The sequence below is a fragment of the Janibacter cremeus genome, assembly GCF_029395675.1.
Classification (GTDB): domain Bacteria; phylum Actinomycetota; class Actinomycetes; order Actinomycetales; family Dermatophilaceae; genus Janibacter; species Janibacter cremeus_A.
The window spans coordinates 329,477-351,188 of the sequence record NZ_CP115184.1; the positions used below are offsets into that span (position 1 = coordinate 329,477).

19 protein-coding genes are annotated in these 21,712 nt (G+C 71.2%); 12 read left to right on the forward strand and 7 right to left on the reverse strand.

Translation table 11 applies throughout. The annotated features are described in order from the left end of the window. The first annotated feature begins 18 nt into the window (after positions 1–18). The 5 genes from pyrH to purU all read left to right on the forward strand — a co-directional run bounded on the left by pyrH (position 19) and on the right by purU (position 4,434). Positions 19–747, forward strand: a complete 729-nt coding sequence (gene pyrH / locus O9K63_RS01525) for a UMP kinase (RefSeq protein ID WP_277240037.1) — start codon at positions 19–21, stop codon at positions 745–747. A 74-nt stretch (positions 748–821) separates the two neighbouring features. Then, positions 822–1,379, forward strand: a complete 558-nt coding sequence (gene frr, locus O9K63_RS01530; RefSeq protein WP_277240038.1) for a ribosome recycling factor — start codon at positions 822–824, stop codon at positions 1,377–1,379. A gap of 1 nt (position 1,380) precedes the next feature. Continuing rightward, positions 1,381–2,259 (forward strand): phosphatidate cytidylyltransferase, encoded by an 879-nt coding sequence (locus O9K63_RS01535; RefSeq protein WP_277240039.1) that lies wholly within the window; start codon positions 1,381–1,383, stop codon positions 2,257–2,259. 82 nt (positions 2,260–2,341) lie between these two features. Then, positions 2,342–3,562 (forward strand): 23S rRNA (adenine(2503)-C(2))-methyltransferase RlmN, encoded by a 1,221-nt coding sequence (gene rlmN, locus O9K63_RS01540; protein WP_431190342.1) that lies wholly within the window; start codon positions 2,342–2,344, stop codon positions 3,560–3,562. After that, a complete protein-coding gene (gene purU / locus O9K63_RS01545; protein ID WP_277240041.1) occupies positions 3,559–4,434 on the forward strand; it encodes a formyltetrahydrofolate deformylase in 876 nt (291 codons plus the stop codon). Before rlmN ends, purU begins: the two co-directional genes overlap by 4 nt. Positions 4,435–4,451: 17 nt before the next feature. Here the strand turns inward: purU and O9K63_RS01550 are convergent, their stop codons facing one another. From O9K63_RS01550 to O9K63_RS01560, 3 genes are read right to left on the reverse strand one after another with little or no spacing between them, the layout of a single operon-like run. Next, a complete protein-coding gene (locus tag O9K63_RS01550; protein WP_277240042.1) occupies positions 4,452–5,648 on the reverse strand; it encodes an LOG family protein in 1,197 nt (398 codons plus the stop codon). 59 nt (positions 5,649–5,707) lie between these two features. Beyond that, complete coding sequence (locus O9K63_RS01555) at positions 5,708–7,099, reverse strand: aspartate aminotransferase family protein (RefSeq protein ID WP_277240043.1); 1,392 nt, start codon at positions 7,097–7,099, stop codon at positions 5,708–5,710. Further along, positions 7,096–7,554: an Lrp/AsnC family transcriptional regulator gene (locus tag O9K63_RS01560; RefSeq protein ID WP_277240044.1), complete on the reverse strand. Its 459-nt coding sequence runs from the start codon at positions 7,552–7,554 to the stop codon at positions 7,096–7,098. The genes O9K63_RS01555 and O9K63_RS01560 overlap by 4 nt, the downstream gene beginning before the upstream one ends. Before the next feature lie 197 nt (positions 7,555–7,751). Here O9K63_RS01560 and O9K63_RS01565 point away from each other — a divergent pair, with 197 nt between their 5' ends. Continuing rightward, positions 7,752–9,209, forward strand: a complete 1,458-nt coding sequence (locus O9K63_RS01565) for a gamma-aminobutyraldehyde dehydrogenase (protein WP_277240045.1) — start codon at positions 7,752–7,754, stop codon at positions 9,207–9,209. 53 nt (positions 9,210–9,262) lie between these two features. Here the strand turns inward: O9K63_RS01565 and O9K63_RS01570 are convergent, their stop codons facing one another. The 3 genes from O9K63_RS01570 to O9K63_RS01580 form a co-directional block, all read right to left on the reverse strand. Further along, the gene (locus O9K63_RS01570; protein ID WP_277240046.1) at positions 9,263–10,171 is read right to left on the reverse strand and encodes a phosphatase PAP2 family protein; all 909 of its coding nucleotides are present in this window, start codon (positions 10,169–10,171) and stop codon (positions 9,263–9,265) included. 80 nt (positions 10,172–10,251) lie between these two features. Beyond that, a complete protein-coding gene (locus O9K63_RS01575) occupies positions 10,252–11,358 on the reverse strand; it encodes a threonine aldolase family protein (RefSeq protein ID WP_277240047.1) in 1,107 nt (368 codons plus the stop codon). Further along, complete coding sequence (locus O9K63_RS01580; RefSeq protein WP_277240048.1) at positions 11,355–13,511, reverse strand: DUF6421 family protein; 2,157 nt, start codon at positions 13,509–13,511, stop codon at positions 11,355–11,357. Before O9K63_RS01580 ends, O9K63_RS01575 begins: the two co-directional genes overlap by 4 nt. Before the next feature lie 218 nt (positions 13,512–13,729). Between O9K63_RS01580 and O9K63_RS01585 the strand changes: the two genes are divergently transcribed. The 5 genes from O9K63_RS01585 (at position 13,730) to O9K63_RS01605 (ending at position 18,471) form a co-directional block, all read left to right on the forward strand. Further along, positions 13,730–15,124, forward strand: coding sequence for a hemolysin family protein (locus O9K63_RS01585; RefSeq protein WP_277240049.1), 1,395 nt, complete (start codon positions 13,730–13,732; stop codon positions 15,122–15,124). Continuing rightward, complete coding sequence (locus tag O9K63_RS01590; protein WP_277240050.1) at positions 15,121–16,134, forward strand: CNNM domain-containing protein; 1,014 nt, start codon at positions 15,121–15,123, stop codon at positions 16,132–16,134. The genes O9K63_RS01585 and O9K63_RS01590 overlap by 4 nt, the downstream gene beginning before the upstream one ends. Positions 16,135–16,203: 69 nt before the next feature. Next, entirely contained in the window at positions 16,204–17,667 is a 1,464-nt protein-coding gene (locus O9K63_RS01595) for an NAD-dependent succinate-semialdehyde dehydrogenase (RefSeq protein ID WP_277240051.1), read from the forward strand. A 1-nt stretch (position 17,668) separates the two neighbouring features. Further along, a complete protein-coding gene (locus O9K63_RS01600; protein WP_277240052.1) occupies positions 17,669–18,124 on the forward strand; it encodes a ribonuclease domain-containing protein in 456 nt (151 codons plus the stop codon). Beyond that, positions 18,121–18,471 (forward strand): barstar family protein, encoded by a 351-nt coding sequence (locus O9K63_RS01605; RefSeq protein ID WP_277240053.1) that lies wholly within the window; start codon positions 18,121–18,123, stop codon positions 18,469–18,471. The genes O9K63_RS01600 and O9K63_RS01605 overlap by 4 nt, the downstream gene beginning before the upstream one ends. Here the strand turns inward: O9K63_RS01605 and O9K63_RS01610 are convergent. Next, positions 18,455–19,684: a GAF domain-containing protein gene (locus O9K63_RS01610; protein ID WP_277240054.1), complete on the reverse strand. Its 1,230-nt coding sequence runs from the start codon at positions 19,682–19,684 to the stop codon at positions 18,455–18,457. The two genes, O9K63_RS01605 and O9K63_RS01610, sit on opposite strands and share 17 nt — an antisense overlap. Before the next feature lie 186 nt (positions 19,685–19,870). On the opposite strand from O9K63_RS01610, the gene O9K63_RS01615 reads away from it, so the two are divergent. Then, entirely contained in the window at positions 19,871–21,703 is a 1,833-nt protein-coding gene (locus O9K63_RS01615) for an NAD(P)/FAD-dependent oxidoreductase (RefSeq protein WP_277240055.1), read from the forward strand. Positions 21,704–21,712 lie beyond the last annotated feature (9 nt).

Consider the following 21,712-nt stretch of genomic DNA (forward strand, 5'->3'; position numbering starts at 1 on the left):
TCTCCAGGGAGTGTCCACGTGACAGACCAGACCCCACACACGCCCTACCGCAGGGTCCTGCTCAAGCTCTCCGGCGAGGCCTTCGGCGGCGGCAAGGTCGGCGTCGCCCCAGATGTCGTACGCGGCATCGCCGAGCAGATCGCCACCGCCGTCAACAGGGGCGTCGAGGTGGCCATCGTCGTCGGTGGCGGCAACTTCTTCCGCGGCAAGCAGCTGCAGGAGCAGGGCATGGACCGCACGCGGGCGGACTACATGGGGATGCTCGGCACCGTCATGAACTGCCTGGCACTGCAGGACTTCCTCGAGGAGGCGGGGATCAACACCCGCGTGCAGACCGCCATCACCATGGGGCAGGTCGCCGAGGCATACATCCCGCGTCGGGCGATCCGACACCTGGAGAAGGGACGCGTCGTCATCTTCGGTGCCGGCGCCGGCATGCCCTTCTTCTCCACCGACACGGTCAGCGCCCAGCGGGCCCTGGAGATCAAGTGCGACATCGTCCTGATGTCCAAGCACGGGGTCGACGGCGTCTACGACTCGGACCCGCGCAGCAACCCCGATGCCCGCAAGCTGCACCGGATCACCTACGAGCAGGCGCTGCAGGAGGACCTCAAGGTCGTCGACGCCGCCGCCTTCAGCCTCTGCCGGGAGAACCACCTGCCGATGCTCGTCTTCGGGATGGACGGCGAGCGCAACATCACCCGTGCCCTGCTCGGCGAGCCGATCGGCACGCTCGTCACCTCCTGAGTGAGACACTGACCCCCAGACGACCACAGCCCCCGCGCGCCGTCGTGGCGGCTGACGAGAAGGAGCCGAGAGACATGATCGAGGAAGCCCTGCTGGAAGCAGAGGAGAAGATGGACAAGGCCGTGGAGGTCGCGAAGGAGAACTTCAGCGGCATCCGCACCGGGCGGGTCAACCCCGGCCTGTTCAACAAGGTGATGGTCGACTACTACGGCGCGCCGACCCCCTTGCAGCAGCTCGCGTCCTTCGCCAGCCCGGAGGCGCGCACCCTGCTCATCACGCCCTACGACCAGTCCTCGCTGAAGGCGATCGAGACCGCGCTGCGGGACTCCGACATGGGCGCGAATCCGAGCAACGACGGCTCGGTCATCCGCATCACGATGCCGGAGCTGACCGCCGAGCGGCGCAAGGAGTACATCAAGCTCGCCCATGGGCAGGCCGAGGACGCCAAGGTCTCCATCCGCCACATCCGCAGGCACGCCAAGGACACCATGGACAAGGCCGTCAAGGACGGCGATGTCGGTGAGGACGAGGGCAACCGGGGGGAGAAGGAGCTCGACGTGCTGACGAAGAAGTACACCGACAGCGTCGACGCCCTGCTGAAGTCCAAGGAAGCCGAGCTGTCCGAGGTCTGATGTGACCCCACCCGAGAACGCCACCCGTCGCTCCGTGCGGGCGCAGGCGGGGGCGGCCGGCGGCTCCACGAGCCGGGCGGGGCGCAACCTGCCCGTGGCCATCGGCACCGGGGTCGCCCTCGGCGTCGTGGCGGCCGGGTCGCTGATCATCCACCCGGTGGCCTTCCTGGCCGTCGTGTGCGTGGCCGCGGTCGTCGCCGTGTGGGAGATGCGCCAGGCCCTGTCCGAAGGGGGACTGTTCGCCCCCTTCGTCCCCGTCGCCGTGGGCGCGGTGAGCCTGGTCGTCGCCGGCTACCTGCGCGGGGCCGAGGCGATGGTCTTCGCCGCGACGCTGACGGTCCTGGCGATCATCATCTGGCGGGTCGCCGACGGTCTGACCGGGGCGCTGCGCGACATCGGCGCGGGAGCGCTGGTGCTGCTCTACCCGTGCTTCCTCATCGGCTTCGCGGCGTTGATGCTCTCCGAGCCGGAGGGCCGCTGGCGGATCTTCGTCTTCATCCTCATCACCGTCTTCTCCGACATCGGCGGCTATGCCGTGGGCGTGCTCTTCGGCAAGCACCCGATGGCGCCGCGCCTCTCCCCGAAGAAGTCCTGGGAGGGCATGGCCGGCTCCGCCGCCACCTGTGCGCTCGTCGGCGGCATCGCGGTGCCGCTGTGCCTCGATGCCGGCCAGTGGTGGCAGGGTGCGCTGCTCGGTGCGCTCACCGCCCCCGTGGCGACGATCGGTGACCTCATCGAGTCCAGCCTCAAGCGCAACCTCGGGATCAAGGACATGTCCAACATCCTCCCCGGCCACGGCGGCCTCATGGACCGGCTGGACTCACTCGTCCTCGTCGTGCCGCTGGCCTGGTTCGCGCTGCGCCTCATCGCCCCGTACTGACGCCTCCCGCACTCCCCCGGGGAGATGCGGCTCCGGGCCGTCCGTGTCGGGCTCCCGGCCCGATGCTGAGACAATGGTCCCGATGACCGATCTGCCCACACCCTCGACGACGCGCCCGGCGCCCGGCCAGCTGACCTTCACCGCACCCCGGCGCGGCAAACCGCCGCGCCATCTCGCCGACCTCGACCTCGCCGGTCGGGTCGAGCTGGCCAAGGAGCTCGGCCTGCCGGGCTTCCGCGCCAAGCAGCTGTCGACCCACTACTTCACGCACCACACGGACGACCCGGCGCAGATGAGCGACCTGCCCAAGAAGGGCCGCGAGGAGCTCGTCTCCGGGCTGCTCCCGCGGCTGCTGACGCCCGTGCACACGATCTCCGCGGACCAGGGCGCGACCCTGAAGACGCTGTGGCGCCTGCACGACGGCGCGACCGTGGAGTCGGTGCTCATGCGCTACCGCCGCCGGGCGACGATCTGCATCTCCAGCCAGGCCGGCTGCGGCATGAACTGCCCCTTCTGCGCCACGGGCCAGGCCGGTCTCACCCGCAACATGTCGACCGCCGAGATCGTCGACCAGGTCGTCGCGGCCAACCGCATGCTCGCCGAGGCCGGTGACCTCACCGCCCCCGCCGACGAGGGCGCCGAGCTCGGCGACGAGGCCGACGAGGAGCAGGGCGAAGGGGGGAGCCCCCCTTCGCGTGGCGGTCACCGGGTGACCAACGTGGTCTTCATGGGCATGGGGGAGGCGCTGGCCAACTACAAGGCCGCCATCGGCGCCATCCGCCGGATGGTCGACCCCTCGCCCGAGGGGCTGGGCATGAGCGCCCGCGGGATCACGATGTCCTCGGTCGGCCTCGTCACCGGCATCGACAGGCTCACGCAGGAGGGCATCCCGGTGACGCTCGCGCTGTCGCTGCACGCCCCGGACGACGAGCTGCGCGACGAGCTGGTGCCGATCAACACCCGCTTCAAGGTGGACGAGGCGATCGACTCCGCCCACCGGTACTACCTCGCCACCGGCCGACGGGTGAGCATCGAGTACGCGATGATCCGCGACATCAACGACCAGGCGTGGCGGGCGGACCTGCTCGCCAAGAAGCTGCTCGCCCGCGGGAAGGGCTGGGTGCACATCAACCCCATCCCGCTCAACCCGACGCCGGGCTCGAAGTGGACCGCCTCCCGCCCCGGCGTGGAGCAGCAGTTTGTCGAGCGGCTGCGGGCCAACGGCATCCCGACCACGGTCCGGGACACGCGGGGCAGCGACATCGACGGGGCCTGCGGGCAGCTCGCGGCGACGAGCGCATGAGCGCGCCCGTCCCCAGCGGCCTCGGCCGCGAGGTCGTCCTGACCTTGTCCGGGCCGGACCGACGCGGCATCGTCCACGCGGTCACCGGCGAGATGGTCGGTCTCGACCTCAACATCATCGACAGCCAGCAGTTCGGCGACCCGTCGACGGGGGAGTTCCACCTGCGGATGCACCTCGGCGGGGACGAGCCGATCGACCCCGAGGCGCTCGAGGCCGCCCGCACCCGCCTGCTCGAGCAGCTCGGTGCCGACGTGGACGTCCACGACCCGCACGAGCCGCACCGCCTGCTGATCATGGTCTCCAGGCAGGGGCACGTGCTCAACGACCTGCTCTTCCGGGTGCGCACCGGTCAGCTCAACGTCGTCGTCCCGGCGGTCGTGTCCAACCACGAGGACTTCCGCGAGGAGGTCGAGTGGCACGGCATCCCCTTCCACCACGTCCCGGTGACGCCGGCGACCAAGCCGCAGGCCGAGGAGCGGCTGCGCGAGATCATCGCCGCCGAGGACGTCGAGACGGTGGCCCTCGCGCGGTACATGCAGGTGCTCTCCGAGGACATGTGCGCGGACTTCCCCGGGCGGGTCATCAACATCCACCACTCGCTGCTGCCCTCCTTCAAGGGCGCGCGCCCGTACCGGCAGGCGCACGACCGCGGGGTGAAGGTCATCGGCGCGACCGCGCACTACGTGACGGCCGACCTCGACGAGGGGCCGATCATCGAGCAGGACTTCCGCCGCGTCGACCACCGGATGAGCCCGGAGCAGCTCGCGCGCACGGGTCAGGAGCTCGAGGCGATGGCCTTCGCCCGCGCACTGCGCTGGCACGTCGAGCGCCGTGTCGTCCTGCGTGGGCGACGCACCATCGTCTTCGACTGACGCCGGCGGGGTGAACGTCAGCTCGCCGACGAATCGGCGGCGTGTTCACCTCCACCCGCGCCGCGCAGCACGATCTCGGCGGCCTCGGCAGGGGTGTCCACGAGGTGGATGACCTCGCCCAGGGGCTGCCCGACCCCCAGGGCGCGCAGGGCCGGCCACACCGGCAGCGTCTCCGTCCAGTGCCTGCGGCCGACGAGGACCAGCGGCGGGAGCGCCTCGTCCTCGTCCGCGTAGTACAGCGGGGTGCCGGCCTGGAAGATCTCCTGGACGGTCCCCGCCGCTCCGGGAAGGACGACGAGGCCTGCGCTGCTCTGCGAGAGCAGCACGTCCTCACGCAGGGCGTTGGAGAAGTACTTGGCGATCCCGGTGCTGAAGACGTTGGGCGGCTCGTGGCCGTAGAACCACGTCGGGATGCCGATGCTGCGGACCCGGCTGTCGTCCACGCCGAGCTGCTCACGCACCTTCAGCGCGAGCAGCGCCCACTCGTCGATGGACGGGACGAAGCCCGGGACGGCTGCGAGATCGGTCAGGGCCGTCGCCAGCGCATCGGGCGACGGGGCGAGCGCGCCGAGGTTGGCGGCCTCCATCGCCCCGGGTCCTCCGCCGGTGAGCACGACACGTCCCGCGTCGGCGATGGTGTGGCCGAGGGCAGCTGCGTCGGCGTAGTCGGCCGTGCCACGGGCCAGGGCGTGCCCGCCCATCACCCCGACGACGTCGTGACCGTGGAGCACCTCGATGATCGCGTCCTGCATGGCGTCGTCGTGCAGGGCCCGCAGCAGGGTGGCGTAGGCATCGTGCTGGGTGCGCTGCTCCCGGCTCCACGCGTAGGCCAGCGCGTCGGTGGTGGCGGCGTAGCCGGACCCGCTGAGCCCGCGGTAGAGCTCGAAGGGGGAGTACAGCCGCGCCCGGAAGGGGTCGACGGGGCAGGCCGGGTCGTGCGGGATGAGCACCGCGCCCCGCGCGACGAGGCTGCGGGAGAGGTCCTCGGGGACCTCACCGCCGAGGACGACCAGCCCACGCACGTCGGCGCGCCAGAGGTAGCCGGCGTAGGGCGTGAGGTCCAGGCCCTGCAGGCGCCAGCCGCCCAGCGGGATCTCCCGCTCGACCAGCGCCCGCAACGTCTCGGTGTCGTGGACCTCCCGGAAGGCGGGGTGCCCGCGACCGGGATGGGCCGGGTCGTGCAGGGGATGGGCGCGCGCCTCCCGGTAGCTCATTCGCTCAACCTAGCCGCACGCTCGGGGACTCGCGGTCGCGGGGCGAGCCCCCCTTCGCCTCAGATGTGCTGACCGGCCTCCGTGAGCACCGAGCGCAGCCGCTGCTCGATGTCGTCGAACTCGGCCTGGCCGATGGTCAGCGGCGGGGCCAGCTGGATGACCGGGTCCCCGCGGTCGTCGGCGCGGCAGTACAGTCCCGCGTCGAAGAGCCCCTTGTCGATGTGGCCGCGCAGCAGCGTCTCGGCCTCCTCGTCGGTGAAGGTCTCCCGGGTGGCCTTGTCCTTGACCAGCTCGATCCCGTAGAAGTAGCCCTCACCGCGCACGTCGCCGACGATGGGCAGATCGAGCAGCTTCTCCAGGGTGCTGCGGAAGGCCGGCGCATTGATCTTGACGTGCTCGTTGAGGCCCTCGCGCTCGAAGATGTCCAGGTTGGCCAGGCCGACCGCGGCACTGACCGGGTGGCCACCGAAGGTGTAGCCGTGCAGGAAGGTGTTGTTGCCCTTCTTGTAGGGCTCGAAGAGCCGGTCGCTGGCGATCATCGCGCCGAGCGGCGAGTAGCCGGAGGTCATCCCCTTCGCGCAGGTGATGATGTCCGGGGTGTAGCCGAAGTCCGTGGAGGCGAACATCGAGCCGATGCGGCCGAAGGCGCAGATGACCTCGTCGGAGACGAGCAGCACGTCGTACTCGTCGCAGATCTCACGCACCCGCTCGAAGTACCCGGGGGGTGGCGGGAAGCAGCCGCCGGCGTTCTGCACCGGCTCGAGGAAGACCGCGGCGACGGTCTCGGGACCCTCGAACTCGATGGCCTCGGCGATGCGGTCGGCGGCCCAGCGGCCGAAGGCCTTGGGGTCCTCGCGCAGCTCCTCGGCGGCCCGGTAGATGTTGGTGTTGGGGACCTTGTGCGCGCCGGGCACGAGCGGCTCGAAGTCGGCCTTCAGCGGCGGCAGGCCCGTGATCGACAGCGCGCCCTGCGGGGTGCCGTGGTAGGCGACCGCCCGGGAGATGACCTTGTGCTTGTGCGGCTTGCCGGTGAGCTTGAAGTACTGCTTGGCCAGCTTCCACGCCGACTCCACGGCCTCGCCGCCACCGCTGGTGAAGAAGACGCGGTTGAGGTCACCGGGGGCGCCGAGGGCCAGGCGCTCGGCCAGCTCGATGGCGGTCGGGTGCGCGAAGGACCACAGCGGGAAGAAGGCGAGCTGCTCGGCCTGCTTGGCGGCGGCCTCGGCCAGCTCCTGGCGGCCGTGGCCGACCTGGACGACGAAGAGCCCGGAGAGGCCGTCGATGTACTCCTTGCCGGTGTCGTCCCAGATCGTGTGGCCCTGCCCGCGCACGATGGTCGGGATGTGGCTCCCGTCCTCGAAGTCGCCGTGGCGGGTGAAGTGCATCCACAGGTGGTCGCGGGCGGCGTCCTGCAGGCTCGTGCCGCGGGAGGTCGTGTGTCGGTCGCTCATCTGGTCCCCCAGTTGTAGTGCTGCTTGTTGAGTTTGAGATAGACGAAGGTCTCGGTGGAGCGCACGCCCGGCAGGCGGCGGATCGTCTCGGTCAGCAGGGTCAGCAGGTGCTCGTCGTCCTCGCAGACGACCTCGGCGAGCAGGTCGAAGCTGCCGGCCGTCGTGACGACGTAGGAGACCTCGTCCACGGCGGCGAGGGCCTCGCCGACGGGGGAGATGTCGCCCTCGACGGACAGCCCGATCATCGCCTGCCGGGTGAAGCCCACCTGGAGTGGGTCGGTGACCGCGACGATCTGCATGAAGCCGGTGTCGATGAGGCGCTGCACCCGCTGGCGCACCGCCGCCTCGGACAGGTCGACGGCCCGGGCGATCTCCGCGTAGGAGCGGCGACCGTCCTGCTGCAGGTGCTCGATGATCTGCTTGCTCACCTCGTCGAGCTTCACACGGCTGGGCATGGCGCCCATCTTCCTCTTCGGTACCCGTCGATTGCAACCCGAGCACCTACGGTATCCGTCGAAACGGCTGGTATTCGGGTGGGTGATCCGTCGAAGACAGCCCGTCCGGCACGTGACACGAGCCGTCCTGCGGGGATATGGTGCGAGTCACACGATCGACGTGCCCGCCCGGCCCCAACCCACAAGGAGTGGCCCCCGTGACCGACACCACCCAGGACATCCGCACCCTGCGCAACTTCGTCGGAGGTGACTACGTCGAGTCGCTCGGGGACGAGCACTTCGAGCTCGTCGACCCCTCGACGGGCAAGGTCGTCTCCTCCTCCCCGGCCAGCACCGCCGGTGACGTCGACCGCGCCTATGCCGCGGCCTCGACGGCGTTCGGGACCTGGGGGTCCACGACCCCGGCGGAGCGGCAGAGGGCCCTGCTGAAGTTCGCGGACGCGCTCGAGGCCCGCTCGGAGGAGCTGGCCCGCATCGAGGCGAAGAACACCGGCAAGCCGATCGCGCTGACCCTGAGCGAGGACATCCCGATGATGCTCGACCATCTCCGGTTCTTCGCCGGGGCGGCGCGGGTGCTGGAGGGCAAGTCCGCCGGCGAGTACATGAAGGGCTTCGAGAGCTGGGTCCGGCGGGAGCCGATCGGCGTCGTCGGCCAGGTCACGCCGTGGAACTACCCGATGATGATGGCCATCTGGAAGATCGCCCCGGCGCTCGCCGCCGGCAACACGGTCGTCCTCAAGCCGAGCGACACCACCCCCGAGGCGACCCTGCTCATGGCCGAGATCGCCAGCGAGTTCCTCCCCGAGGGCACCTTCAACGTCGTCGCCGGCAACCGCGACACCGGCCGCCTGGTCGTCGAGCACGCGAGCCCGCAGCTCGTGGCGATCACCGGGTCCGTCCGGGCCGGGATCGAGGTCGCCGCCTCCGCGGCGAAGGACCTCAAGCGGGCCCACCTCGAGCTCGGTGGCAAGGCGCCGGTCGTGGTCTTCGACGACGCCGACATCGAGGCCGCCGTCGCCGGGATCGGCGAGGCGGGCTACTTCAACGCCGGTCAGGACTGCACCTCGGCCACCCGGGTGCTGGCCGGACCGGGCATCCACGACGACTTCGTGGCAGCGCTGTCCGAGTACGCGAGGACCGAGGCGAAGGTCGGTTACCCGGACGACGAGGACGCCCTCATGGGTCCGGTGAACAACAAGAACCAGCTGGCGACCGTCACCGGCTTCCTCGAGCGCCTCCCGGACCACGCGAACCTGGCCGTCGGTGGCACCCGGATGGAGCAGATGGGGGAGGGGTTCTACCTCTCACCCGCGGTCGTCTCCGGCCTGCACCAGGACGACGAGGCGATCCAGAAGGAGATCTTCGGCCCGGTCATCACGGTGCAGAAGTTCTCCGACGAGGACCAGGCCGCAGCCTGGGCCAACGGCGTCGAGTACGGCCTCGCCTCCAGCGTCTGGACGAAGGACTTCGGCCGGGCGATGCGGATGAGCCGCCGTCTCGACTTCGGCTGCGTGTGGATCAACTGCCACATCCCGCTCGTCGCCGAGATGCCGCACGGTGGGTTCAAGAAGTCCGGCCACGGCAAGGACCTGTCGATGTACGGCTTCGAGGAGTACACGCGCATCAAGCACGTCATGGCCAACCTCGACTCCTGAGGTCCCGGGCTCCACGTCGCCGAGCCCCGTTCCCGGTCTCCCGGGGGCGGGGCTCAGCCCTTGCCGGTGGTCTGCAGCTCGCGGGACCGGGCGGGGTGCCCGGGCTCGCGCCGGGCGAAGGGGGCCGGGCCGGGCCACGCCGTCGCCGAGTCGGGTCGAGCCGTCATCGGCCGCACCGTCACCGGGCGCATCGGGGGCAGGTCATTGGCGCTCTGGGTCACCGGGGGGACGGCTGTGCGGGTCGCGACGCGGGAGGGTCGTGCCGGTGCCGCGGTGCGCACGGTCGGTGGTTGCCATCCGAGGACCGGCCTGCCGGCCGCGATCCGGCGATCGATGTCGACGATGATCCGCAGCATGAGGGCGCCGGCGAGCATGCCGCCGAGCAGATCGGTGGGCCAGTGGAAGCCGAGGTAGAACGAGACGAGGACCGCGTTGGCGGTGATCAGGCCGACGAGGGCGTTCAGTCGCTTGCGGATGCGCACGTCGGGGGCGGCGTAGGTGCGCAGCAGGTAGGCGGCGGCGCCGTAGAAGAGGATGGCCTCGGCTGCATGGCCCGAGGGGTAGGCGATGCCGTACCAGCCGTGCTCGAGCACCCCGCCCTCCCAGAACCGGCCGCTGCCGGCGGCGGGGGAGGTGCGGCCCAGCAGGATCTTCATCCCGCCGACTCCGGCGTAGAAGGCCACCTCGGCCGCGACGACGATGGCGAGCGGGTGCCAGGTGCGGTGCCTGCGCGCCAGCACGACCGCGACGAGGAGGAGCACGGGCAGGCAGACGGCCTGACCGGCGACCGCGTTGGGGACCGTGTCGAGGAAGCCGAACCAGTTGGGCGTGTACCTCTTGGCCCAGTACCCCTGCAGGGCCGCGTCGAGGGAGCGCAGCGGGCCAGCCGCGAGAAGGGTGACGACGACCAGCGCACCGGCCAGGGCCGGGGCGCTCGTCCACCGAGACGACTTCGAGGTCACCCTTCAAGTCTAGTGGATATTCCTGACAACTTCCTGTGCAACACGCCTTCGGTGAGTGAGTTCACAGTCCGTTCACCCTGTCACCGCGGTGGGGCGAGCTCCTCACGGACGGCCTGTGCGAAGGCGTCCACGTCGGACTCGGTGGTGTCCCAGGCGCACATCCAGCGCACCTGGCCGGTCGTCTCGTCCCAGAAGTAGAAGCGGAAGCGCTCCATCAGCCGCTCGCTCGCCAGGCGCGGGAGGATCGGGAAGACCGCGTTGGCCTCCACCCTCGTCACCAGCCGCACCCCGTCGATGTCGGCGACCGCCTCGGACAGGCGGCGGGCCATGGCGTTGGCGTGCTCGGCGTTGCGGCGCCACAGGTCCCCCTCGAAGAGGGCGAGCAGCTGTGCCGAGACGAAACGCATCTTGCTGGCCAGCTGCATCGACTGCTTCCGCAGGTAGGTCAGGCCGGCGACGCGCTCGGGGGAGAGGACGACGACGGCCTCGGCGATCATCGCCCCGCCCTTGGTGCCGCCGAGGGAGAGGATGTCGACGCCCGCCTCGCTCGTCAGCTGCGCCAGCCCCGTCCCGAGCGCGGCGGCGGCGTTGACCAGGCGTGACCCGTCGAGGTGCAGCACCCAGCCGCGGGCGTGGACGAGGTCGGCGATGGCACGGATCTCCTCGGGCGAGTAGACCGTGCCGACCTCGGTGGAGTTGGTGATCGACACGACCCCGATCTGCGCGAAGTGCTCGTCCCCCTGCCGGGCCGGGTAGGCCTCGATGAGCTCCGGGGTGAGCTTGCCGTCGGGCGTGTCGATGACGTTGACCTTCAGCCCGCCGACCCGCTCCGGGGCCGCGGCCTCGTCGGCGTGGATGTGCGCGCTGCTCGTCGTCAGGACCGAGGCCCAGCGCGGCGTCGCCGCCTGCAGGGCGAGGACGTTGGCGCCCGTGCCGTTGAAGACCGGGAAGACCTCGACCGGGCGGGCGAAGACGTCGGAGAGCACCTCGGTCAGGCGCGCGGTGTACACGTCCTCGCCGTAGGCGACCTGGTGGCCGCCGTTGGCGGCGACGATGGCCGCGAGCACCTCCGGGTGCACCCCGGCGTAGTTGTCGCTGGCGAAGCCGCGCTCGCCCGGGTCGTGGAGCGGGGCGAAGGGGGCGTCCCCGCCGGTCGTCGTGCTCTCGGTCTCGTGCTGGATGGTCACGCCGACATCCTGACATCCGCGGCGCCCACGGGGTCGCCCTCCCCGACGTCGCTCGCTCCGGTGATCCCGCGCGTGGAGTCGATGACCGGGCCGAGCTTCTTGCGCAGCGCCTCGAAGAAGACGTTGAGCGGGAACTCGTCCGGCAGCACGGCGTCGTTGAGGCCCTTGCGGGGACCGTCGAGCGGCAGGCCCGCCGCCCCCTTCGCCCAGACGGAGGCCGGGTGCGGCGCGACGTACTCGGAGATGAACTCGTGGGCCGCCAACCAGTGGCCGACCTTGGACCGGTCGATCCCGTCGCGGTAGAGCGCCTCGATCGCGTCCGACAGGGCGACCACGGTCTCCGGCACCCGCCGCCAGTCGAAGGAGAGGCGGTTGTCCGTCCAGCGCAGCGCGTCGTGCTTGTGCAGCCACGCGAAGAGCAGCTGGCCGCCCAGGCCGTCGTAGTTGCGGTGGCGGTCACCGGTCACGGGGAAGCGGAAGCCGCGGTCGAAGACGACCGCCAGCTGCACGGCCCGGGCGAAGGGGTGTCCCTCCTGCGCGAGGTCGACGCACTGGCGGAAGGTGTTGAGGTCGCAGCGCAGCTCCTCGAGCGCGTACATCCAGTACGGCATCCGCTGCTTGATCATGAAGGGGTCGAAGGGCAGGTCGCCGTGGCTGTGGGTGCGGTCGTGCATGAGGTCCCACATGGCGAAGACCGACTGGGCCATCTCCTGCGAGGCGACGAGCCGCTCGCCCTCCGGCGGCAGGTCGAGGGAGAGGGTCTCGGCGGCCGCCTCGGTGATCCGGCGGAAGCGCGCGGCCTCGCGGTCGGAGAAGATCGCCCCCCAGCTGAAGGTCGGCACCTCCCGCACGGAGACCGTCTCGGGGAAGAGCACGGCGGAGTTCGTGTCGTAGCCGGGGGTGTGGTCGAGGAACTGCACCGAGAGGAACATCGGGTTGTCGAAGGTGGCCTCGACGTCGGCGAGCCAGTCCGGCCAGAAGACGCTGATCAGCAGGGCCTCGAAGACGCGGTCGGGGTTGCCGTTCTGCGTGTACATCGGGAAGAGGACCAGGTGCTCGGCCCCGTCGACACGGTGCTGCTCGGGACGGAAGGCCATGAGGCTGTCCAGGAAGTCCGGCACGCCGAAGCCGTCGTCGACCCAGCGGCGCAGGTCGGTCGGCAGGGCGGCGAGGTACTCGGCGTCGTGCGGGAAGCGCGGGGCGAGCTCCTCGACCCGGGCGATCATCTGCGTCACGAGCCCGGTGGCGCGCTCGCGGTCGGCCCCCGGCGTCAGCGAGCCGTCACCGGCCTGCATCGTGCGCAGCTCCTCGACGGCCGCCTTGAGGGCCAGCCAGGCCTCCGACGTCACGGTGGTCGAGGCGGAGAGGCCCCCCGGGGCCGAACCCTCGAAACCACCATTGCCCGCCCACGTGACGAGGTTGATCCAGAACTCCTCGTGGTCGAGCTCGCCGATCGAGTCGTCGCCGACGAGGTCGGAGTCGGCCAGGACGACGACGCGTCCCCGGCCGTGCTCCAAAGTCACCGCGAGGGGCGCACCGGACGGGTGCGCGGTCCCCGAGGTGCGGGCCAGGACGTCGGCGCCGTCGGCGCCGGACACGTCGAGGGTCCCGGAGCGGTAGAAGCACAGGTCGGCGATGCCCGCGAGGACGCCCTGGCCGGGGCTCTGCGCGGTCTCCGGGCGCACCCAGGTGGCGTTGCCGTGCTGGCGTCGGCCGCCGTCGGGGGACTCGTGCACGAGGGTGGAGACGATCCCCACGCCGAAGGGGGCGAGCAGCTCGTCCAGGTTGTTGCCGTGGGTGTCCTGGTCGCACTCGGCGAGGACGACCAGGCCGCCCCCCGCCGCCACGTGGTCGACGACGGCGTCGATCTCGGACTGGTCGAGGACCGGGGGAAGTCCGCCGGTCACCCGCTCGCTCGCCTCGGCGGCGAGGTGCGGGATGACGAGGACGTCGACGCCCTCGAGGGCCGTGGGGGTCAGCCGGCCCTCGGTGTGCGCGTCGACGCGGGTGCCGCGCTCGCGCAGCAGGGCGGCGGAGCGGGCGAGGCTGGCGTCCCCCGGGTTGGCGGGATTCATCTCCGCGGCACGGTCGGCGTCGAGCGACCACGCGCTGGAGTGCACCTGGTCGACGAGGACACGGGCGAAGGGGGTCATGACAGCCTCCGGGGTCGGAACGGGAAGTTCATCCGTTCCAGCGTGTCAAAACAGGACGAGTTTCGCCAGTTCGTGCACGCGGAAGGTGGATCATCCGTCCGCGACCCGGGGTGGCCGCAGCGTGACGTCCCCCCGGCCCGGCGTCCGTAGGATGGGCCCACCCGACATCGAACCGGAGTGTGACGCCCGACCATGGACTCGTCCGCGAGCCCCCCGACATGATCACCACGATCATCACCCTGCTCCTCGGGATCGTCGTCCTGCTGGCGGTCATCGCCGCGAACGGCTACTTCGTGGCCCAGGAGTTCGCCTACATGTCCGTGGACCGGACCCGCCTGGCCGCACAGGCGAAGGCCGGTGATGCGGCGGCGGAACGCGCCCTCAAGGTCACCCGGCGCACCTCCTTCATGCTCTCCGGGGCGCAGCTGGGCATCACCGTCTCGGGCCTGCTCGTCGGTGAGCTCGCCGAGCCCATGGTCGGCGAGGCCCTCGGTGCGCTGCTCGGGGTGGCGGGGGTGCCGGCGGCCGTGAGCATCGGCATCGGCACCACGCTCGTGCTCGTCCTGGCGACCGTCGTGCAGATGATCTTCGGCGAGCTCTACCCGAAGAACCTCGCGATCGCCGCGCCCGAGCCGCTGGCCCGTCGACTGGCCCGCTCCACGGTGATCTACCTCAACCTATTCGGCTGGCTCATCACCCTCTTCGACCACGCCGCGAACGCCCTGCTGCGGCTGCTGCGCATCGAGCCCGTCCACGACCTCGACACCAGCGTGACCGCAGAGGAGCTCAAGCGGGCCGTGGCCGAGTCCCGTGAGTCGGGTGACCTGCCGCCGGAGCTGTCCCTGCTCATCGACCGGGTGCTGGATTTCCCCGACCAGGACGTCGAGCACGCGATGGTCCCGCGCGCGGGGGTGGACGTGGTGTCCACGGACACCACGGTGGAGCGGCTGCGGGACCTGATGTCGCAGGCGCACACCCGGTACCCCGTCATCGACGGAGAGGGCGACCCGGTGGGCGTCGTCGCGCTCGGCGACGTCCTGCATGCCGGGGGTGCCGGGACCGCTGCGGACCTCATGGGCGAGCCGCTGGTCGTACCGTCCCTGATGCGGCTGCCGGAGGCGCTCGCCCAGCTCGTGGCCAGCCGCAACCAGCTCGCCTGCGTCGTCGACGAGTACGGCGGCTTCGCGGGCGTCCTCACGGTCGAGGACCTCGCCGAGGAGCTCGTCGGCGAGATCACCGACGAGCACGACGAGGAGCCCGCACCGACCGTGGTCACCGAGGCCGACGGTGTCTGGCGGATGGCCGGCGACGTGCACCTGGACGAGGTCGCCCGCCTCCTGGGCCACGACCTGCCGGAGGGCGACTACGAGACGCTGGCCGGCCTGCTCATCGCCCACGAGGGCACCCTCGTCGAGGTCGGGAAGAGCGTCCGGGTCCCGTTGCCCGACGACCCCGGCGACCTCGCCTCCGAGCACCCCGCGCACCGTGCACTCGCACTCGAGGTGCTCGATGTCTCACGACACGTGCCGAGCGACCTGCGGGTGCACCTCGTCGAGGACGTCCCGGACGGGTCGGACCCGTCCCCGGAGCCCGCCACGGAGGAGGAGCGATGAACCCGGTCACGGTCGTCCTCGTCACGGTCGCGCTGCTGGTCCTCAGCGGCTTCTTCGTCGTCATCGAGTTCGCCCTCATGGGTGCCCGACGGCACACCCTCGAGGCAGAGGCGGCGACGAGCCGCTCCGCGCGGGCCGCGCTGCGCGGCATCCACGAGCTGACGATCATGCTCGCAGTCGCCCAGCTCGGGATCACCGCGTGCACCTTCGCCCTCGGCGCGGTGACCAAGCCGGCGGTCGACGACTGGCTGGGACCGCTCCTCACCGGGGTCGGTGTCCCCGGGTGGCTGGCCGGGAGCACGTCCTTCGCCCTGGCCCTGCTGGTGGTCACCTTCCTCCACCTCGTCGTGGGGGAGATGGCGCCGAAGTCGTGGGCCATCGCCCATCCGGAACTGGCGGCCAAGATGGTCAGCCCCCCTGCCCGCGGCCTCGCGTGGCTCTTCCGCCCGCTGCTGGTGTGGATCAACGACATGGCCAACCGGCTCGTCTCAGCAAGCGGGGTCACGCCCGCGGACCGCGCCGCCGTCGGGGGCCAGGACGTCGACACCATCCGCCAGCTCGTCGACCACTCCGCGTCCGTGGGCGCGCTCGAGGCCGGCTTCCGGACCCAGATCTCGCAGGTGCTCGACCTCGAGCGGATCGTCGTCGCCGACCTGGTGCCGACTGACTCTCCCACCGCGGTCCCCGCCGGGGCCACCGTCGCGGACGTCCAGCGCGCCGCTGCGGAGTCGGGTCACATGCGCATCCTCGTCGGTGACCGGGCGGTCCCTCCGCGCCAGGTCCACGTGCGCGACACGCTGCGCGAGCCGGGGGACCGTCCGGTGGCGGACCTCACCCGCGAGGCGATGACCTTCGACGCGCAGACGCCGGCCCACGAGGCACTCCACCGGATGCGCTCGGCCAGCGAGCAGCTGTCGGTCGTCGTGCGGGACGGGCGGTTCGTCGGGGTCGTGAGCATCGCCGACATCCTGCGCCGGGTGCTGCCGGGCCAGGAGGACCGCACGGGCTGATAGCGTCCGGAGGGCGCGCGACGCGCGCGGGGGTGACCAGCCCCTCAGGGCCCTCTACCGTAAGGGCCCATGGCACCCGTGACGCAGAAGTCAGCACTCGAGTTCGCCCCCACCGACCTGCTCGTCGGCGGGCGGTGGCGGCAGGCGGAGCAGGGTGGCACCTTCGCCGTCCACGACCCGGCGACGGGTCAGGTCCTGGCCGAGGTGGCCGACGCCACGGTCGCCGACGGGCGGGCCGCCCTCGATGCGGCCGTCGCCGCCCAGGCCGACTGGGCCGCCACCGATCCGCGCGAGCGCTCCGAGATCCTGCGGCGCGCCTTCGACCTGCTCACCGAGCGGGCCGACACCTTCGCGATGCTCATGACCCTCGAGATGGGCAAGGCCCTGGCCGAGTCCCGTGGCGAGGTCACCTACGGCGCGGAGTTCTTCCGTTGGTTCGCCGAGGAGGCGGTGCGCATCCACGGCCGCTACGCGGCCGCTCCCTCAGGCGGCACGCGCCTGCTGACGATGCAGCAGCCGGTCGGTCCCGTCTTCGCCATCACCCCGTGGAACTTCCCGCTGGCGATGGGGACGCGCAAGATCGGGCCGGCGCTCGCCGCCGGGTGCACGGTCGTCATCAAGCCCGCTGCCGAGACACCGCTGACGACGCTCGCGCTGGCGAGGGTGCTCGAGGAGGCCGGACTGCCGCCCGGCGTCCTCAACGTCGTCACCACGAGCCGCTCCGGCGAGGTCAGCGAGCCGATCATCCGCGACCCGCGCCTGCGCAAGCTGACCTTCACCGGCTCCACGCCGGTGGGCCAGACGCTGGTGCGGCAGTCCTCCGAGCAGCTGCTGCGCACGTCGATGGAGCTGGGGGGCAATGCCCCCTTCCTCGTCTTCGACGACGCCGACCTCGACCGCGCCGTGGACGGCGCGATGCTGGCCAAGATGCGCAACATCGGCGAGGCCTGCACCGCGGCCAACCGCTTCCTCGTCCACGAGTCGGTGGCGCAGGAGTTCGCCTCCCGGCTGGCCGAGCGGATGGGCAGCCTGACCGTCGGCAAGGGCACGACGAAGGGGGTCGACGTCGGCCCCCTCATCACCGAGAAGGCGCGCGCCAAGGTCGTCGACCTCGTCGAGGACGCCGTCGAGGGCGGCGCGAGCGTCCTCACCGGCGGTGAGGTCCCGAGCGGCAAGGGGTGGTTCTACCCGCCCACGGTCCTCACCGACGTGCCGACGAGCGCGCGCTTGCTCAGCGAGGAGATCTTCGGCCCGGTCGCCCCGATCACGACCTTCCGCACCGAGGAGGAGGCCGTCCGCCTGGCCAACTCCACCGAGTACGGCCTCGTCGCCTATGTCTTCACCGAGCAGACGGCGCGCACGATACGGGTCGCCGAGGCGCTCGAGTTCGGCATGGTCGGCGTCAACCAGGGCGTCGTGTCCAACCCCGCGGCCCCCTTCGGCGGGGTGAAGCACTCCGGCTTCGGCCGAGAGGGCGGCTTCGAGGGGATCGAGGAGTACCTCGAGACCAAGTACGTCGGACTGGCGTTGTGACATGAGCAGACGATGGCGCCTGCGGATCCGACTCGCCGGGGCCGTCCTCGTGGTGGTCGCGGCGAGCTGGATCATGCTCAACGGCGGCGACCCCCGAGAGCTGAAGGTCCCCGGGTCGCCCGCGGACCGGTCGAGCACCTCGGCACCCCGGGACTCCTCGACGCCCGACTCGGGGCTCGGGACGATCCCGGAGTCGCAGCTGCCGCCGCAGGGGCGGGAGACCCTGGGGCTGATCCACGACGGCGGCCCCTTCCCGTACGACCGCGACGGGATCACCTTCGACAACCGCGAGGGCATCCTGCCGCAGCAGCAGAGCGGCTACTACGACGAGTACACGGTGCCGACCCCCGGTCTGGACCACCGTGGCGCCAGACGCATCGTCTGTGGTGAGGCCATGGACTGCTACTACACCGACGACCACTACGCGAGCTTCGCGCAGATCGAGGAGGGCCAGTGATCCACATCGAGGCGGCGGGGGTCGACGGGCTGCTCGCCCGGGCCGCAGCCGGCACCGACCACGTCCACGTCGTCGACGGTGGCACCGACCGCACCGCGATCTACGACCACTTCGTCGAGGCCCTCGCGCTGCCGGAGCACTTCGGGCGCAACCTCGACGCGCTCATGGACTCCCTCCGTGACGTCGCCGACCGGCACGACGCGCCGTGGACGCTCGTGTGGCGCCCGGGGCGGGCCGTGCCCGGGACCGGGGGGCTCGACGCCGGCACCGACGAGGGGGTCCTCGACGTGCTCGCCTCGCTGGAGCGGGAGTACCCGGATCTCAGCGTCGTCATCGCCGACCGGTGAGGGGGCCCGCCCACGGGTCGAGGACGAGGTGCACGTCGTCGGCGATCCGGTAGGGGCCGGTCGTCACCAACCCGCCGACGACCCGCCGCAGCCGGCTGACCTCCGCACGGACGGTCACTTTGTGCTCCTCGTCCTCGAAGAGCGCACGACTCAGCTGCGCGGCACTGCACCCGCTCGCTCCGACCCCGGCCAGCACCCGCAGGATCTGGGCGTGCCGTGGCGTCAGCGTCGTGGACCAGCCGCGGTCGTCGCCGGCGGCCACGAGGTCGAGCACGTCGCTGCCGGCGACGGTGCGCAGCCGGGCTTCGAGCCCGGTCGCGGCGGCGGCGGGTGGCCGCACCAACCATCCCTCCGGCAGCCGCTCCGGCAGGCACAGCCCCAGCCCGGGGACGGCGATCAGCCTGCCCTCCTGCGGGACCGGGATCCGGTCGCGCACGGGCACACCGGAGCCATGGGCCACCCAGCCATCGTCGTCGACGACGAGCACCGGGGCCGATGACGTCGCGACGAGGTGCTCGGCCGACCGGCGCAACCGTCGCAGCGACTCCGCGTGGTGCTCTCGCAGCCGCATCTCGGCGAGCGCGGTCGTCGTCTCGACGAGGGCCGTCACCGCCGGGTGCATGGTCAGGGCGGGGCCGCTGACGTCGATGACGCCGAGCAGGGCGCCCGTCCGGGGGTCATGGACCGGCGTCGCGGTGCAGTACCAGGGGTGCTGGCCCTCCTCGAAGTGCTCCGCGGCGAAGAGCTGGACCGGGGCACGCTCGGCGAGTGCAGTCCCGATCGCGTTGGTACCCACGACCGCCTCGGTCCACCGCGCTCCGCACTGGAAGCCGAGCCGGTCGGCGCCCCGGAGCACGCCCGAAGAGCCCCGCCGCCACAGGATGACGCCGTCCGCGTCGGTGACGACGACGATGAAGTGGGAGGCGTCGGCCACCGCCGTGAGCGCGGTGAGCACCTCGCGCACGACGCGGGTGAGGGGTGAGGTCCTCCGCCGCTGCTCGATCTGCTCCCTGGGGAGCGGCGCGCGGTCGGCCGGGCGGGACGGGTCCAGTCCGGCCTCCAGCACCCTGCTCCAGGAGCGGGAGACGAGGGGCCGCGGGGCCGAGGGTGGCGTGTCACCGGACATGACCGCGTCGTGCACGGCCAGGAGGGCGTGGGCGTGCCGGTCGAGGTCGGCCCCCGGGGCGACCGCACCCGTGATCCGGGCAGCCATGGTCGTGCCTCCTTGCCTCACCACTTCGTGACGCGTGCGCCCAGCATAGGACGGTGGCGGGCGGAAGGGGAGGTGGTGCCCGGAGGTGCGTGCAACCCCGTGCAACTCTTCCCGCGGGCACCCGGCCGCGCTGGACTGGGCCCTGCGGGTCAACGAGGACCCGCAGGCCACGAAGGAGAGACCCGGATGACCGACACACTGGACCGGACCGAGGACGAGCAGACGGCGGCACCCTCCCGCGCCGAGGCTTGGCTGGCCGACTTCGAGACCACGCTGACCGCCGGCGACCCAGCCGCGGTCGCCGACCTCTTCTGCACCGACAGCTACTGGCGTGACTTGGTGTCCTTCACCTGGAACCTCGTCACCGTCGAGGGGCGTGCCGGCGTGCGTGACCTCGTCGCGGAGACCGCGACGAGGACGGCACCGTCGGACTTCACCACGAGTGAGCCCGCCACCGAGGACGGGGGCGTGGTCACGGCCTGGATCGCCTTCGAGACAGCGGTCGCCCGCGGCGAGGGGCTGCTGCGCCTGCGTGAGGAGGACGGCCGGGACCGGGCGTGGACCCTCCTCACGGCGATGACCGAGCTGAAGGGGTACGAGGAGCCGAGGCGGGACCGCCGGCCCATGGGTGCCGCCCATGGTGCGTCGAAGGAGCGGACCACCTGGAAGGAGCGCCTCGAGCAGGAGGCCGCCACCCTCGGTGAGACGACGCAGCCACACGTGCTCGTCATCGGGGGCGGTCAGGGCGGGATCGCCGTCGGCGCACGGCTGCGCCAGATGGACGTACCGGCGCTGGTCGTCGACGCCCACGAACGTCCCGGCGACCAGTGGCGTGGGCGCTACAAGTCGCTGTGCCTGCACGACCCGGTCTGGTACGACCACCTGCCCTACCTGAAGTTCCCCGACAACTGGCCGGTCTTCGCGCCCAAGGACAAGATCGGGGACTGGCTCGAGTCCTACGTGAAGGTCATGGAGATCCCGTACTGGTCGAGCACACGGGTCACCTCGGCCCGCTGGTCCGAGCCGGACCAGCGCTGGGACGTCGAGCTCGTCCGGGACGGGCGGCCCATGACGCTGCACCCGAGCGAACTCGTCTTCGCGACCGGGATGTCGGGCAAGCCGAACATGCCGGAGGTGCCCGGCGCGGATGTCTTCAAGGGGGAGTTCCACCACTCCTCGGCCCACCCCGGTCCGGACGCCTACCGCGGCAAGAAGGTCGTCGTCATCGGCAGCAACAACAGCGCCTTCGACATCTGCGGGGCGCTGTGGGAGCACGACGCAGACGTGACGATGGTTCAACGCTCCTCGACCCACATCGTCAAGAGCGCCAGCCTCATGGAGTACGGGCTCGGTGACCTCTACTCGGAGCGGGCGCTCGCGTCGGGGGTCACGACGGAGAAGGCCGACCTCACCTTCGCCTCTCTCCCGTACCGGATCATGCACGAGTTCCAGATCCCGGCCTACGAGAAGATGGCCGAGGTCGACCAGGACTTCTACGAGCGGCTGGAGGCCGCCGGCTTCTGGCACGACTGGGGCGCCGACGGCTCCGGTCTGTTCATGAAGTACCTGCGGAGGGGCTCGGGCTACTACATCGACGTGGGCTCGGCCGAGCTGGTCGCCGACGGCGAGGTCGCCCTCGTGCGGGGTCAGTTCGACCACCTGACCGAGGACTCCGTCGTCCTCCAGGACGGACGGGAGCTGCCCGCCGACCTCGTCGTCTTCGCGACCGGCTACCGGTCCATGAACGGCTGGGTCGCCGACCTCATCGATCAGGAGACCGCGGACCGGCTCGGCAAGTGTTGGGGCCTGGGCTCCGACACGCCCAAGGACCCCGGCCCCTGGGAGGGCGAGCAGCGCAACATGTGGAAGCCCACCCAGGTCCCACACCTCTGGATGCACGGGGGCAACCTGCACCAGTCCCGGCACTACTCGCTCTACCTGGCCCTCCAGCTCAAGGCGCGCCACGTGGGGATCGACACCCCGGTCTACGGGCTCCAGGAGGTGCACCACCTGGGGTGACAGGACGCC

Excerpts from the sequence above, each read along its gene's own strand:
- O9K63_RS01555 (WP_277240043.1), bottom strand. The coding sequence starts at position 7,099 with ATGAGCGACCGACACACGACCTCCCGCGGCACGAGCCTGCAGGACGCC.
- frr (WP_277240038.1), top strand. The coding sequence starts at position 822 with ATGATCGAGGAAGCCCTGCTGGAAGCAGAGGAGAAGATGGACAAGGCC.
- purU (WP_277240041.1), top strand. The coding sequence starts at position 3,559 with ATGAGCGCGCCCGTCCCCAGCGGCCTCGGCCGCGAGGTCGTCCTGACC.
- O9K63_RS01615 (WP_277240055.1), top strand. The coding sequence starts at position 19,871 with ATGACCGACACACTGGACCGGACCGAGGACGAGCAGACGGCGGCACCC.
- O9K63_RS01610 (WP_277240054.1), bottom strand. The coding sequence starts at position 19,684 with ATGGCTGCCCGGATCACGGGTGCGGTCGCCCCGGGGGCCGACCTCGAC.
- O9K63_RS01580 (WP_277240048.1), bottom strand. The coding sequence starts at position 13,511 with ATGACCCCCTTCGCCCGTGTCCTCGTCGACCAGGTGCACTCCAGCGCG.
- O9K63_RS01595 (WP_277240051.1), top strand. The coding sequence starts at position 16,204 with ATGGCACCCGTGACGCAGAAGTCAGCACTCGAGTTCGCCCCCACCGAC.
- O9K63_RS01560 (WP_277240044.1), bottom strand. The coding sequence starts at position 7,554 with ATGCCCAGCCGTGTGAAGCTCGACGAGGTGAGCAAGCAGATCATCGAG.
- O9K63_RS01590 (WP_277240050.1), top strand. The coding sequence starts at position 15,121 with ATGAACCCGGTCACGGTCGTCCTCGTCACGGTCGCGCTGCTGGTCCTC.
- O9K63_RS01550 (WP_277240042.1), bottom strand. The coding sequence starts at position 5,648 with ATGAGCTACCGGGAGGCGCGCGCCCATCCCCTGCACGACCCGGCCCAT.
- rlmN (WP_431190342.1), top strand. The coding sequence starts at position 2,342 with ATGACCGATCTGCCCACACCCTCGACGACGCGCCCGGCGCCCGGCCAG.
- O9K63_RS01600 (WP_277240052.1), top strand. The coding sequence starts at position 17,669 with ATGAGCAGACGATGGCGCCTGCGGATCCGACTCGCCGGGGCCGTCCTC.
- O9K63_RS01585 (WP_277240049.1), top strand. The coding sequence starts at position 13,730 with ATGATCACCACGATCATCACCCTGCTCCTCGGGATCGTCGTCCTGCTG.